At 59.0% G+C, this 12,940-nt stretch carries 14 protein-coding genes; 5 read left to right on the top strand and 9 right to left on the bottom strand.

The features are described 5' to 3' along the window. The first annotated feature begins 27 nt into the window (after window positions 1-27). Window positions 28-708 (top strand): TetR/AcrR family transcriptional regulator, encoded by a 681-nt coding sequence (locus ACR0KJ_RS01425; protein ID WP_480625806.1) that lies wholly within the window; start codon window positions 28-30, stop codon window positions 706-708. On the opposite strand, the gene ACR0KJ_RS01420 is transcribed toward ACR0KJ_RS01425, so the two are convergent. Together ACR0KJ_RS01420 and ACR0KJ_RS01415 are read right to left on the bottom strand one after the other, a co-directional pair. Beyond that, window positions 705-2,045: a serine hydrolase domain-containing protein gene (locus ACR0KJ_RS01420; protein WP_170621527.1), complete on the bottom strand. Its 1,341-nt coding sequence runs from the start codon at window positions 2,043-2,045 to the stop codon at window positions 705-707. The genes ACR0KJ_RS01425 and ACR0KJ_RS01420 overlap by 4 nt on opposite strands. Window positions 2,046-2,200: 155 nt before the next feature. Next, the gene (locus ACR0KJ_RS01415; protein WP_170517589.1) at window positions 2,201-2,635 is read right to left on the bottom strand and encodes a MarR family transcriptional regulator; all 435 of its coding nucleotides are present in this window, start codon (window positions 2,633-2,635) and stop codon (window positions 2,201-2,203) included. Window positions 2,636-2,801: 166 nt separating this feature from the next. Here ACR0KJ_RS01415 and ACR0KJ_RS01410 point away from each other — a divergent pair, with 166 nt between their 5' ends. Genes ACR0KJ_RS01410 through ACR0KJ_RS01400 form a run of 3 tightly spaced genes read left to right on the top strand, consistent with a single transcriptional unit; the run spans window position 2,802 to window position 5,588 of the window. After that, entirely contained in the window at window positions 2,802-3,752 is a 951-nt protein-coding gene (locus tag ACR0KJ_RS01410) for an MBL fold metallo-hydrolase (protein ID WP_480625805.1), read from the top strand. Between the two features lie 36 nt (window positions 3,753-3,788). Beyond that, a complete protein-coding gene (locus tag ACR0KJ_RS01405; RefSeq protein ID WP_480625804.1) occupies window positions 3,789-5,402 on the top strand; it encodes an FAD-dependent oxidoreductase in 1,614 nt (537 codons plus the stop codon). A gap of 3 nt (window positions 5,403-5,405) precedes the next feature. Next, entirely contained in the window at window positions 5,406-5,588 is a 183-nt protein-coding gene (locus tag ACR0KJ_RS01400; RefSeq protein WP_480625803.1) for a DUF2783 domain-containing protein, read from the top strand. Between the two features lie 36 nt (window positions 5,589-5,624). On the opposite strand, the gene ACR0KJ_RS01395 is transcribed toward ACR0KJ_RS01400, so the two are convergent. Genes ACR0KJ_RS01395 through ACR0KJ_RS01365 form a run of 7 tightly spaced genes read right to left on the bottom strand, consistent with a single transcriptional unit; the run spans window position 5,625 to window position 12,343 of the window. Continuing rightward, entirely contained in the window at window positions 5,625-6,353 is a 729-nt protein-coding gene (locus ACR0KJ_RS01395; RefSeq protein WP_480625802.1) for a metallophosphoesterase family protein, read from the bottom strand. Between the two features lie 14 nt (window positions 6,354-6,367). Further along, window positions 6,368-7,168 (bottom strand): 2-oxo-hept-4-ene-1,7-dioate hydratase, encoded by an 801-nt coding sequence (gene hpaH / locus ACR0KJ_RS01390; protein WP_480625801.1) that lies wholly within the window; start codon window positions 7,166-7,168, stop codon window positions 6,368-6,370. Beyond that, window positions 7,165-8,019 carry a fumarylacetoacetate hydrolase family protein gene (locus ACR0KJ_RS01385; RefSeq protein ID WP_480625800.1) on the bottom strand — a complete coding sequence of 285 codons (855 nt, stop codon included), beginning with the start codon at window positions 8,017-8,019 and terminating at the stop codon, window positions 7,165-7,167. The genes hpaH and ACR0KJ_RS01385 overlap by 4 nt, the downstream gene beginning before the upstream one ends. Continuing rightward, window positions 8,016-9,413: a pyridoxal phosphate-dependent decarboxylase family protein gene (locus ACR0KJ_RS01380; protein ID WP_480625799.1), complete on the bottom strand. Its 1,398-nt coding sequence runs from the start codon at window positions 9,411-9,413 to the stop codon at window positions 8,016-8,018. The genes ACR0KJ_RS01385 and ACR0KJ_RS01380 overlap by 4 nt, the downstream gene beginning before the upstream one ends. 10 nt (window positions 9,414-9,423) lie before the next feature. After that, on the bottom strand, window positions 9,424-10,407 hold the full coding sequence (gene hpaD / locus ACR0KJ_RS01375) for a 3,4-dihydroxyphenylacetate 2,3-dioxygenase (RefSeq protein ID WP_480625798.1): 984 nt from the start codon (window positions 10,405-10,407) through the stop codon (window positions 9,424-9,426). A gap of 41 nt (window positions 10,408-10,448) precedes the next feature. Continuing rightward, a complete protein-coding gene (hpaE, locus tag ACR0KJ_RS01370) occupies window positions 10,449-11,957 on the bottom strand; it encodes a 5-carboxymethyl-2-hydroxymuconate semialdehyde dehydrogenase (protein ID WP_480625797.1) in 1,509 nt (502 codons plus the stop codon). Beyond that, entirely contained in the window at window positions 11,954-12,343 is a 390-nt protein-coding gene (locus ACR0KJ_RS01365) for a 5-carboxymethyl-2-hydroxymuconate Delta-isomerase (RefSeq protein WP_480625796.1), read from the bottom strand. Before ACR0KJ_RS01365 ends, hpaE begins: the two co-directional genes overlap by 4 nt. Window positions 12,344-12,451: 108 nt before the next feature. Here ACR0KJ_RS01365 and hpaR point away from each other — a divergent pair, with 108 nt between their 5' ends. Further along, window positions 12,452-12,928 (top strand): homoprotocatechuate degradation operon regulator HpaR, encoded by a 477-nt coding sequence (hpaR, locus tag ACR0KJ_RS01360; protein ID WP_480625795.1) that lies wholly within the window; start codon window positions 12,452-12,454, stop codon window positions 12,926-12,928. Window positions 12,929-12,940 lie beyond the last annotated feature (12 nt).

Genomic DNA, 12,940 nt, shown 5'->3' with positions numbered 1-12,940 from the left:
TCTAAATAAGGCAAACTGGTTTTTGAGATGGCCCAACATGCTGTAAAAGAACGAAAAAGAGCACCCTCGCAGCGATCGCTCGCTGCGAGGGACCGAATCCTGGACGCCGCCGAGCTGGTTTTTGCAGAACGGGGATTCGAAGGGGCATCGATCCGGGACATTGCCGAGCGGGCGCAGGTTCAAAAGGCCAGCGTGAACTTTCACGGCGGCCCGAAAGACGAGTTGTTCGAGCGTATCGTGGCGCGTCGAGCCGCCGAGTTGTCGGAAGAACGCCTTGCGTCCATCAGGGCGCTTGAGGCTCAGCAGGACTGGAGCGTTGGCGACCTGATGTCAGCCTTCATGCTGCCACTTGTGACCCGCGCCTTTGGTGGCGATCCTCAGTGGCTAGCCTATGCGCGCATTGTGGCAATCGTTTCAGCTGACACGCGATGGCGCGCGCTGGCCAATACGCATTTCGATCCGGTGGCCACACGTGTCGTGCAGTTGCTTTGCGCGCGCTTCGCCGTCGCGGACCCGGCGCGCGTCGCTGGCGCGCTGGTGTTTGCGGTGTCGTCCATGCTGGCGCTCTGCACCTCTGACTGGCGGATTGCCGCGCTCGGCGGCATGGGTGACGAACCGCAGTCTGACGACATGATCCAAAATCTGCTGTGTTTCTGCGAGGCTGGCATTCTTAGCAGCGTGGATCAGAACCTCCCGCTACAAAGTTAGTTTTCAGCAAAGGCCGCGATCAGTTCCTGCGCCAACGGCAGCGAGGAATACCCCAGTTTCGAAGGCGTCAGACCCAGCCGGACGACGACCATGTCATGGGACGGGAAAATGCCGATGGTCTGTCCGTCGTGGCCCTGTAACCAGACCGAATCTTCGAAGGACGGCACGCCACCCGGGGCCTCGATCCAAAGGTGCCCTTTGGCATAGGCACCATTCGACGCGGCCACCGGCTCAAACATCCAATCCGTAAATCCTTCGGGCAGTATCTGCTGCCCATCCCAGACGCCCTTTTGCAGCAAAAACTGCCCAAACCGCGCCCAGTCCCGCGCCGTAGCGTACATATAGCTGGACCCGACAAACGTATCCGCAGCATCTGTTTCCAGCACGACCGAGGTCATGCCCAACGGCTCGAACAATGCCTCCTTCGGATAGCTTAGCCCCCCGTCGCCAACCGCGTCTTGCCACACGCGGGACAGTGCAGTGGATGTTCCGGACGAATAGTTGAAGTCGGTGCCAATTTCGCTCTCTGCTGGACGACCTGCCGCAAATCCGGCCATGTCATCACGCAGATAGAGCATTCTGGTGACGTCAGAAACATCCCCGTACTCTTCGTTCCACTCCAGCCCGCTTGCCATCGACAACATATCGGCGACAGTGATGTCCCTGCGGCTGTCATCGGCCCATTCGGGGAAGCTGTCGATCAGTTTATCATCCAACGCCATCTGGCCGGACTGTATCAACGTACCAATTAGGCCCGCCGTCACGGTCTTGGTCATGGACCATCCCAACAGTGGGGTGTTTTCGTCGAAACCCGGCGCATAGCTTTCCCCAACGATGCGACCATCTCGCACGACAACGACAGCGCGATACCCTTCGCCAAGCAAGGTCTCGTCGGACAGAATGCGTTCTATTTCAGCATCTTGAGACGGATTGACGCGGTTTCCCTTCGGCCAGATGCCGTCCGGCAATGACGGCGACGCAGCAAGGGTCTTGTCGCTGAGTTCGGATGTGTACAGGTTCGCACATCCCAACCCCTCGCGGTATTGAGAAGTTGCAGGCGCAAAGAACCGGAAAATCCGTGCCTCGACGTTTTGCGCTTCGCGGTCCACTTTGATCGAGATTTGCCGCAGCAATGGATGCCCGGGGGCTTGCACGTCAACCGACAGAACCTCATCCGGGTCGCGCCCCGCGATGAACACGTTGGAACAGACGATCTTGGCCGAGTAGTTCGTGCCGACCTTCAGCAAATCGGGCGGTGCAATCAACAGATACCCTGTCAGACCGAGTGCGCCGGCGACTGCCGCGCCCGCGAAGATCTTTGCCGCTTTTACCAACATCGCCCCTATCAGCCGGTGTGCCCGGCCCTCCTCTCAACCCGATACCTGCCCTGACTAGAGTATAAGCGCACGCAACTGGCCACAGTTCCGTTGCGTTTTTCCCGGGGCGCGACCACGCCCTTCCTGCCGCGTTGCGCCAAAAAGGCCAACGGTCTTCAATCCGCCAACCTATCCAGCGCGGAATAGAGCGCGTCTTTTTCCGCCCCAAGCTTGCGCTCCAGATCTGCCTGAAAGGCCGAGGCGATCGGGATCAGTTGACCAAGGACCAAGGCCCCCTCTTCGGTCAGTTCAAGCTTCACCAGACGCCGGTCCTTGGGGTCGACCGTCTTGGAAACAAGCCCGCGCGCCTCTAGCCGCGCCGCTGCCCGGCTGACCATCGATTTTTCCAAACTGACCCGTTTTTCGATGTCCCGCACCGATAAGTTCTTTGCGTATCCAATGTTTACAAGAACCCGCCACTCGGGAATCGAAATGCCAAACTCACTTTTATACTGCTGCGCCATGTCCATACTCAGACGCGCAGCCAGAACTGTCAGGCGGTACGGCAGGTATTTCTCCAGATCGAACTCGGGCAAAGTGTTTGGCGTCATCCGGCAACGTCCTTTTTTCCGTATGGAGGCCAAATATTCATTGCAAATGCAACAAAAATATTGACACCGTTGCAAATGCAACGATTATCTGAGTCGATTTCCTATACACTCGGACCAGAAGCGCCCCGGGGCCTTCTTCGTCAAAACAGCAAAAGGACCGATCCTCGTGGCCAAGGCATTTGCATCGCAAGGCGATCTGACCGAAAAGACAATCACTTTTGATGAGATTGGCGAAGGGCTGTACGCGTTTACCGCCGAGGGCGACCCGAATTCTGGCGTCATCATCGGCGACGACAGCGTCATGATTGTCGAGGCGCAGGCCACCCCACGACTGGCCAACAAAGTGATCGAATGCGTCCGGACCGTGACCGACAAACCAATCACCCACGTTGTGCTGACTCACTATCATGCCGTTCGGGTGCTGGGCGCGTCGGCCTTTAATGCGCAGCAAATCATCATGTCCGATGTCGCCCGCTCGATGGTTGTCGAACGCGGGCAAGAGGATTGGGATAGCGAATTCCAGCGCTTCCCGCGCCTGTTCGAAGGACACGAAAGCATCCCCGGCCTGACATGGCCCACGACGACCTTCAGCGAGAGTATGACGGTCTATCTGGGCAATCGCCGCGTGGATATCAAACAGATCGGCCGCGCCCATACGGCAGGTGACGCGGTGATCCATGTGCCCGACCAAAACGTGATGTTCACGGGCGATATCGTCGAGGATCACTCGGCCTGCTATTGCGGCGACGGGCATTTCGCGGATTGGGGCGGAACGCTCGACGCGATCAAGGCCTATGACGTGGACGCAATCGCGCCGGGTCGTGGTGCGGCATTGGTGGGCAAGGACGCGGTGGACCGCGCCATCGAAAGCACGCGGGACTTCGTGAACTCGACCTACACCCCTGCCCAGCGCGTGGCGATGAAGGGCGGAACGCTCAAGGATGCGTGGGACGCGGTGCGTGAGGCCTGCGACCCCAAGTTCAAGGACTACGCCATCTACGAACACTGCCTGCCCTTCAACGTCAGTCGCGCTTATGACGAAGCACGCGGAATCACCCACCCCCGCATCTGGACCGACAAACGCGATCTGGAGATGTGGGAGCAGTTGCAAGGCTGATCCGATTACACCCAATTCGGCACGTCAGGTATTCAGATGCTTCAGGACAGATATTCGCTCGCGTTTCGGCTTTATCCCTATCGGAAATCCGCTGATCAGGACGCACCACATGCCAGGCGCCATCCGGTTGTTATCGTTGGCGGCGGCCCGATCGGGCTGGCCATGGCGCTGGATCTGGGACGGCAAGGCATTCCCGCGCTGGTTCTGGACGATCACGAAGGGATCGGCATGGGCAGCCGCGCGATCTGCTTTGCCAAGCGAACACTGGAGATCGCAGACCGCTACGGGTGCGGCGCACCGATGCTGGACAAGGGCGTGGTCTGGAATGTCGGCAAGGTGTTTCAGGACGACCGTCAGGTCTATGAATTCAACCTTCTGCCCGAAACCGGCCATCGCAACCCGGCGTTCATCAACCTGCAACAGCCCTATTTCGAGAAGTTCATCTTCGAGGCTATCTGTGCCGAACAGGAGCGCGGAGCGCCCATCGAAATCCGTGGCAGGAACCGGGTTGAAGCGATTGATGTCAAAGACGACCACGTGACCGTGTCGGTCGAAACTCCGGATGGCCCTTACCAGATCGAGGCGGACTGGCTGATCGCCTGCGACGGCGCGGGGTCCCCGACGCGGGACATGCTTGATCTGGGGTTCGAGGGGCGCGTGTTTCAGGACAGCTTCCTGATCGCTGATATCAGGATGAAAACCAGCGAATTCCCGACAGAACGCTGGTTCTGGTTCGAGCCTTTCTTCAAATCCGGGGCCTCGACTTTGCTGCACAAACAGCCTGATAACGTCTGGCGCGTGGATTTTCAGATCGGCTGGGATGTGGACCGCAAGGAAGAACTGAGAGAGGAAAACATCCGCAGACGGCTGGATGCGATGCTGGGCGACGACGTCGAATATGAACTTGTCTGGTCCTCAATCTACACCTTCCAGTGCCGCCGCATGCAGAACTTCCGCCATGGCCGGGTGATCTTTGCAGGAGATTCAGCGCATCAGGTGTCCCCGTTTGGCGCGCGCGGGGCCAATTCGGGGATGCAGGATGTGGACAATCTGGGCTGGAAGCTTGGCCTTGTGATTGCGGGAAAGGCACCGGACAGCCTGCTGGACAGCTATGATCAGGAACGGGTGTTTGCGGCGGATGAGAATATCCTCAACTCGACCCGTTCGACCGATTTCATCACCCCGAAGTCCAAAACCAGCAAGAGGTTTCGCGATGCAGTCTTGAAGCTGGCCGAAACGCACAGCTTTGCCCGGCCTCTGGTCAATTCGGGGCGGTTGTCCGTGCCCTGCACCTATGATCATTCATCCCTGAACGGCGAGGATGCCCTGCCCGACGGCCCAAGCGGAACGCGCGTCGGTGCGACATGTGCAGATGCGCCTTTGGGCGATGGCTTCCTGCTCGACCGGCTTGGGGATGAGTTTGTTCTTCTGGCGATCAACACGGATGCACCGGCACATCTGGACGTGGATGGGATCACCCTGCGCACCGTCTCTGTCCAGACGACCGATGCCTTAGCTGCCCGCTATCTTGGGGCGAACAAACAGGCCGTTTATCTGATCCGCCCGGATCAGCATGTAGCGGCCCGCTGGGTGGCGTTTGATGAGGCGGCGACGCGCGCGGCGGTTCGCAAAGCCTGCGGAAAGGAATAGCACATGCCGTTGATTACCGAGCCAAACCTGCCATCACCGGATGATTTCTACGCCGATCTGATCGCCGCCCATGACGGGCTGTCGGATGAGGATAGCGAAGCGCTGAACGCCCGACTGATCCTTGTGCTGGCCAATCATATTGGGGATCAAGAAACGCTCAGGCAGGCCCTGCAAGCCGCTGCTTGAAAAGCTTCAGACCCGGCGACAGATCCGAAATACAGCTTAGGGCACCAGTCGATTGCGGCCCTGAGCCTCCAGCACCCAACAGTCCGTGCCTTCGAACACCACCGCAGTCAGCGGGTGGCAATAGCCTGCACCGGTGTCGATATTGATCCGATTGCCCCGGTGATCCGGCGCAGATACGTGGCTGTGGCCGTGTACCACCAGCCACGGATGCTGGCCTTCGTGGTTCAGAAACTCATCGCGGATCCAGATCAGGTCGTCGGGGTCTTGCTGCTCTAATGGCACACCGGGTCGAATGCCTGCGTGGACAAACAGCACATCGGTGGTCAGGTGATAAGGCTGCAACCGGGTCATAAAGTCGATATGCGCCTGTGGCACCGCCTGTTTCGCCTTGGCGTGAACCTGATAGATGCGATCTCCGTCCTCTACCCCTACCCCGTAAGACTGCAACGTCTCGACGCCGCCAATCCGGGGATGCAGCCAGTGATAACCGATCAGAAGTCGGGCATCATTGCGCGGATACGCCTCAAGGAACATCGCGTACATCTGGTCGTGATTGCCGCGCAGGAACGTCCAGTTCCTGCCCTCGGCCTGCCCTTTGATCAGTAAATCCAGAACCTCGCGGCTTTGTGGCCCCCGGTCGGTGTAGTCACCAATGAACACCACTTTGGCATCGGGGCCGCCGTCGCGTTCGATCCGCGCCAGGGCGTCCTCCAGCATCCCAAATTGACCGTGAATGTCGCCTATTGCGTAGATCGGATCGGGCATCTGTTACGCTCCGTTCAGGCGAAAGAAATATCGACCGAGCCAAACGCGCCGAAATCGGCGTGGATGTCAGCGCCTGACGGGCATTCGACAGGTCGGATGAAGCTGCCGGACAAGATGACCTGACCCGGTTCGATGCTTTGGCCGTACTGCACCATGCGGCGGGCCAGCCAGACAACGCTTTCGATAGGATCGTTCAATACACCGGCCCCCAGCCCTGTTTCCTCAATCTCGCCATTACGGAAGGTCAGTGCGCCCACCCAACGCAGATCAAACGCATCAATTGCATGGCGTTCATCGCCCAACACGACGCCCGCATTTGCCGCATTGTCGCTGATCGTGTCAAACACAGTGCGCGCCTTGCCGGTCTCGGGGTCCATGCGCTGAATACGGGTGTCGAGGATTTCGATGGACGGTACGACGTAATCCGTTGCGGCGATGATATCCTCACGACGGACGTCCTCGCCCCCCACGGCGGAGTGCATGACAAAGGCAATCTCGGCCTCGATCCGGGGTTGGATGAAACGCCCTGCCGGGACAGTGCTGCCATTCGCGAACACCATATCATCGAACAAAATCCCGCTGTCGGGGATGTCGATATTCAACGCATATTGCATCGCTTTCGAGGTCAGCCCGATCTTCCAGCCAATCACCCTGCGCCCTTCGGCCAGTTTCTGACGGTAGATCGCCTTTTGCACCGCATAAGCGTCGTCCATGCCCATCTCAGGGTGGCGCAGGCTCAGCAACCCGATCTGTTCGCGCGTCCGTTCAGCCTGCATCAAATCAGCAGCGGCGCGGTCGTGATCTTCGGGGGTCATACCTGTTCATCCTCGACCGTGTTGCGCAGCGTGCCGATGCCATCGACAGAAACCTCTACAACGTCGCCGGGCACCAGGTATCTTGGCGGATCGAACCGCGCGCCCGCGCCGGTAGGGGTGCCGGTGACGATGATATCGCCGGGCTGCAAGGTCATGAAGGTCGAGATATATTCGATCTCGCGCCGGATCGGGAACATCATGCGGTTCAGCGTGTCATCCTGCCGTAGCTCGCCATTCACGCGGGTCTGGATGCGGGCGTCGTCCAGTTGCGCCGCATCGGTGAAAGGCACCAACCACGGGCCGATTGACCCCGATTTGTCCCAGTTCTTTCCTTGCGTGACATTGAACTTGGCATGCCGCACCCAATCCCGGATCGTGCCTTCATTGCATAGCGTCAAGGCCGCGATATGGTCATACGCGTCTTGCTGAGCGATCCTGCGCCCCCCCTTGCCGATCACAATGGCAACCTCGCCTTCGTAATCCAGCGTGTGGTTTTCGGGCGGTCGGATCAATGGACGGTCATGGCCGGTAAAGCCACTGGCAAAGCGCGGAAACAGCGACATGTATTTGGGCTGCGCGCTGCCGTCTTTATATTCCGCGTTTCGGTCCGGGAAGTTGACGCCGACACATAGGATACGGCGCGCATCCGGCATCACCATCTCATAGGTGAACTCGGTATGGGTGACGGGCCTGCCTTCGGCAGCCTTGGTCAACTGCCCGAATGCACCCGAGGCGATCACCTCATACAGGCTGGCACAGTCCGGGAACGCATCGTTCAGAGCGATAGCGCCGTTGTCCGTTATGGGCCCAAAAAACGTCTTGTTATCTGCTGTGTAGGTGGCAAACTTCATGTAATCTTTCCCCAGACGTCACGGATGACGTCCGCCGCCATCAGCACGTCTTCGCGCGTTGTATCGAATTGGCCGACCTGAAAGCGGATGATCTTGCAACCGTCGAACAGGCCTTGAGTCAGGTAAATCCGGCCATCATCGTTCAGCGCATCCACCAATCGCTGTTGCATCTCATCATCGCCGGGACAACGGAAGGAAAACAGGCTGAGGATCGGGCCCGTCGTCACCTCAAACCCCTCCATCGCGCCAATTACCTCGGCAAGTTCAGCAGCCCAGGCGACATGGTTGCGGATGCGTTTGCGCAACCCCTCCAACCCGTATGAGCGCAACAGGAACCAGATCTTCAGCGCCCGGAACCTGCGCCCCAAGGGGATCGTCCATTCCGAGTAATTCGTGACCTCTGCCCCGGTTGTCTTGAGGTATTCGGGCTCGATCTTCAGCGTGTTCAACTGCGGTGTGGCGTCCCTGAGGAATTGAATGGCGCAATCGAACTGCGCACCCAGCCACTTGTGCGGGTTGAAAACAATGCTGTCATAACGGTCGGCCCCGGCCCAAAACGCCTGACGAAATTCCGGGCAGATCATGGCCGACCCGGCCCATGCCGCATCAAGATGCGTATATAGGTCGTGTTTCTGCGCCACATCGGCAACCGCATTGAGATCATCGCATGCCCCCACCCCGGTGCCCCCGGTGATGGCGATGATCCCGGCGGGCACATGACCGGCGGCGATGTCGCGCTGGATTGCGGCCTCCAGCGCATCCGGGTCAATCGCAAAGGTCGGGCCATAGGCGGGCAGTTTGACCAGATTGTCCTGACCGATGCCCGCGACCCAGCAGGCCCGGTCAATCGACGAATGAACCTGATCCGAGCAATAAATCCGCAGCGCCCCTTTGGTGTTCAACCCTTCACGATTGCCGGTAAAACCCGTGGCCCGTTCGCGCATGGTCAGCACCGCCGACAAGGTGGCCGAGGACGCGCTGTCCTGAATGACCCCGGTCATGCCTTCGGGCAAGCCCAGCGCCTGCCGGAGCCAGTCAACCATAACCCCTTCGACCTCGGTCGCGGCCGGAGAGGTCTGCCACAACATGCACTGCGCCGCGATTGTAGTGACCAGCATCTCGGCCAGCATCGACGGCGGCGCGGCATTGGCCGGGAAATAGGCAAAGAAACGCGGGTGCTGCCAATGGGTCATCCCCGGCATCACGATCCGTTCGAAATCGGCCATGATGGTGTCCATGGCCTGAGCATGCTCGGGCGGCTGCTGGGGAAGCTGCGCGGCAATCTCACCCGGGGCGGTTTGCGCGCGCACCGGCAGGTCGGGCAGAGCCTTGTGATAATCCGCGGCCCAGTCGGATATGCGTTTGCCCCAGTGGCCAAACTCGTCCCAGTCCATTCCCGCCTCCTCAGGGTGCGATGATTGGGGTGGCTTTCAGATCCGCCTCGGCCACGTCAACGCCTGTGAACCGTGACCCATGTTCAAACCAGCTGCGCGGTGCGGGCGCACCCCATAGGGTTTGCCGCTGGGGATCTTTCAGATCCCATTTCAGCGGTTCATGATCAGGATCCAGTGTCTGATAATCCGAGCTGTAGATTTCGATCCGGTGACCATCCGGGTCAAGGATATACAGAAAGAACGCGTTGGAAATACCGTGCCGCCCCGGCCCGCGTTCGATGTTTTCGACGTAACCCGTGGTCGACATGACATCCAGAAGATCGATGATGTGCATCGGGTTGGCGACCCAGAACGCCACATGGTGCATACGAGGCCCGGTGCCGTTGGTAAAGGCCATGTCATGCACACCGCCTTTGCGATGCAGCCACGCCGCCCACAACCGCTTGCTGTCTTCGTCTTCGGTATATTCCGTAACCCGAAATCCCATGTCGCTGTAGAAGGCGACGCTGTGATCGACGTTTGGACTGAAACAGTTGAAATGGTCTATCCGCAAGGGACGCACGCCATGGTATCGGGCATAGTCCTGATGGATCGTCGGCAGCCTGTCCATCTTGTTATAGAATTCCAACGGGGTACCGAAATTGTCCGAGGTCAGCAACGTGCGCCCCTGAAACGGGCGTTGGATCCACTGGGTCGGGCGGCCTTTGGCCTGAAACCAGGCTTCGGCGCGATCAAGATCAGCCTCATCAAAGACTTTGAACCCCATGACATCGACCGTGCCGGGCGCATCGGATTTCTGCAAAACCACGCTATGATGCCCACGCTCCTCCAACGCGCGCAGGTAGATGTGGGTGTCGGTCTCATGCGTCACCTGCAGGCCGAACATGTCAACGTAAAACGCCCTGGACACCGCCAGATCCCTTACGTTCAGGCAAACATGGCTCAGGCGGATCGTGTTGAAATCCGGGTAGAGGTTCGGAGCGGGTACAGGCATTTCAAACTCCTAAGTACATTGGATTGTCAGGGCGACGCGCGTCAGGTTCCGAGGCGAGTGATCTTGTGCTGACCGGTGGCAAAGCCGATGTGCTTTTGTTCCATGTAGAACTCAAAGCTCCAATCGCCGCCGTCCCGACCGATGCCCGAGGCTTTGACACCACCGAACGGCGTCGGCAGATGGCGGACGTTTTCCGAGTTCACCCAGATCATCCCGGCCTCAAGCTTGTCGGTGAAACGCAAGGCGCGGGTCAGGTCGTTGGTCCAGACGTAGCCGGTCAGACCGTAGGGTGTGTCGTTGGCGATTTGCAGCGCCTCATCCTCGGTCGAGAATGGAATGGCGGTCAGAACGGGGCCAAAGATTTCCTCGCGCGCGATGCGCATCTGGTTGTTTGCGTTGGTGAAAAGGGTCGGTCGTACAAAATAGCCGGTCTCCCCGACCGTCGTCCCGCCCGCGGCGATGGTGGCCCCGTCCTCTTTCGCGACCTCAAAGTAGCTGGTGACCTTGTTGTAATGTTCCTCGCTCACCAGCGGTCCGATCTCGGTCGCCGGGTCCAGCGGATGGCCGACCTTGATCGTGTTCACGCGCTCGACAAGCTTGGCCTCGAACGCGTCCTTAATCGTGTCCTGCACCAGCAAACGCGACGAAGATGTGCAGCGCTCGCCATTGATCGAATAGATCATGAAGATCACCGCATCCAGAGCGCGGTCCAGATCGGCATCGTCGAACACGATAACGGGGTTTTTGCCGCCCAACTCAAGATGGTTGCGTTTGAGCGTATCTGCCCCCTGCTTGGTGATCAGGCTGCCTGTGCGGCTTTCGCCCACAAAGGCAATGGCGCGGATTTTAGGATGTTCGCACAGCGCCTTTCCCGCCTCTTCGCCAAAACCGTTCACCGTGTTCAAAACGCCTTTTGGCAGACCGGCCTCTTCCGCGATTTCGACCAACAGCTTTGCCGTCAGCGGGCTGGCCTCGGCCGGTTTGTGGACCACTGTGCACCCGGCCGCCAGCGCAGGTGCAATTTTCCACGTGGACAGCATGAAGGGCGTGTTCCAGGGCGTGATCACACCGACCGGGCCAATCGGGACGCGCGTGGTGATGTTCATCAGGGTCGGCGATTTCAGATGCTGACCATCCCGCGCCTGCACAACCTGATCGGCGAAATAGCGAAAGTTCTCGGCCCCGCGCAGTGCGGCCTTCGACATGAATTTCAACGCCTGCCCAGTGTCCCAGCATTCGCACAAGGCGATCTCCTCAGCGCGCGCTTCGATGCCTTCAGCCACACGGATCAAGATCTTGCGCCGCTCGGTTGCGGGCATGTCACGCCATTCGGGAAATGCACCTGCCGCAGCATTGGCCGCAGCGTCGATATCGTCCGCATTGCCCTGGGCAACCTCACAAATCACGCTTTTGTCGACCGGAGACGTGGTTTGGAACCTGCCTGCGGACCCGTCCCGGTCCTTACCCGCAATCCGGTTTTTGATCCCATCCTTCCGGAACCGCGCCAGCAACCCGTTCAGCTTTTCCAGGTTCTGCTCCAAACTGCTCATTTCGGGTCCTCCAGATGGTCGCGGATCGTGCCGCATTTTGGGGAAAGACGGGCGTCGATTTCCCGCAATTCAGACGACAAAGCGATCGAATGCGTGTCCATTGCGGGTTTCAGAAAGACCCGCGCGGTGTCGAAAATCTGCTTGATGACGTTCTGCTTGACCTCATCCGCCCGTCCTTCGCGCAGGCGGACCGATATGTCGACAAACCCGTGTTTGGGATCGCCATCCGCGATGGAATAATGATCGACGCGGATCGCCCGCACACGCAAACCGGGCATGGGCAAGGCGTCGATCCGGGCCGCAGATTGCCTTAACGCATCACACAGCCCGGCCATATCCACGACCTGTTCCAGGTTTGCGGAATATTCGATGTGGATATGCGGCACGTCTCAATCCATTTATTTGATATGTTAAGTAATATTATACCTATCGAACGTTGCGGTCTCGAGTCAAACAATTTATTTAACATGTGATGTAATTTTGGGATCGGACAATTGCCAGACACATCGCGAATCAAAAAACCCACCGCCCTGCCCCCGACGGCGCAGTCACTTCCGGTGTCGCTGATCCGCGCGCGTGAGGCCGTAATGGCCCCGATCCGCAAGATGTTGGCCAAGGCGGGCATCACCGAACAGCAATGGCGCGTTCTGCGCGTGCTCAGCGAGGGCGGAAAGATGGACGCCGGCATGTTGGCCAATCGCGCGGCGCTGATGTCGCCAAGCCTCAGCCGGATTGTGCATTCGATGGAGAAAGCCGGGCTCGTATCCCGTGAGGCCGACGCGACAGACCGCCGTCGCCAGCACATTGCGATCACGGCTGCAGGGCAAGCGATCATTGATGATCATATGGCCGAGGCCTCGGACATCGCCTCCCATTACCGAAGCATCCTTGGGGATAACGATCACGACACCCTGTTGGCGCTGCTGCGAAAGCTTGCCGTTGCGATTGAAGATCAGGATTCAACCCCTTGAAAGGCCGGGGCA

The sequence above is a fragment of the Ruegeria sp. AD6 genome (assembly GCF_056542325.1).
This window is presented reverse-complemented; position numbering and strand designations above follow the sequence as displayed.

Bases quoted from the DNA above. Each gene is read 5' to 3' on its own strand.
- ACR0KJ_RS01420 (WP_170621527.1), bottom strand. From the start codon at position 2,045: ATGTTGGTAAAAGCGGCAAAGATCTTCGCGGGCGCGGCAGTCGCCGGC.
- ACR0KJ_RS01425 (WP_480625806.1), top strand. From the start codon at position 28: ATGGCCCAACATGCTGTAAAAGAACGAAAAAGAGCACCCTCGCAGCGA.
- ACR0KJ_RS01380 (WP_480625799.1), bottom strand. From the start codon at position 9,413: ATGGACTGGGACGAGTTTGGCCACTGGGGCAAACGCATATCCGACTGG.
- hpaE (WP_480625797.1), bottom strand. From the start codon at position 11,957: ATGAGCAGTTTGGAGCAGAACCTGGAAAAGCTGAACGGGTTGCTGGCG.
- ACR0KJ_RS01385 (WP_480625800.1), bottom strand. From the start codon at position 8,019: ATGAAGTTTGCCACCTACACAGCAGATAACAAGACGTTTTTTGGGCCC.
- hpaH (WP_480625801.1), bottom strand. From the start codon at position 7,168: ATGACCCCCGAAGATCACGACCGCGCCGCTGCTGATTTGATGCAGGCT.
- hpaD (WP_480625798.1), bottom strand. From the start codon at position 10,407: ATGCCTGTACCCGCTCCGAACCTCTACCCGGATTTCAACACGATCCGC.
- ACR0KJ_RS01395 (WP_480625802.1), bottom strand. From the start codon at position 6,353: ATGCCCGATCCGATCTACGCAATAGGCGACATTCACGGTCAATTTGGG.
- ACR0KJ_RS01400 (WP_480625803.1), top strand. From the start codon at position 5,406: ATGCCGTTGATTACCGAGCCAAACCTGCCATCACCGGATGATTTCTAC.
- ACR0KJ_RS01415 (WP_170517589.1), bottom strand. From the start codon at position 2,635: ATGACGCCAAACACTTTGCCCGAGTTCGATCTGGAGAAATACCTGCCG.
- ACR0KJ_RS01405 (WP_480625804.1), top strand. From the start codon at position 3,789: ATGCTTCAGGACAGATATTCGCTCGCGTTTCGGCTTTATCCCTATCGG.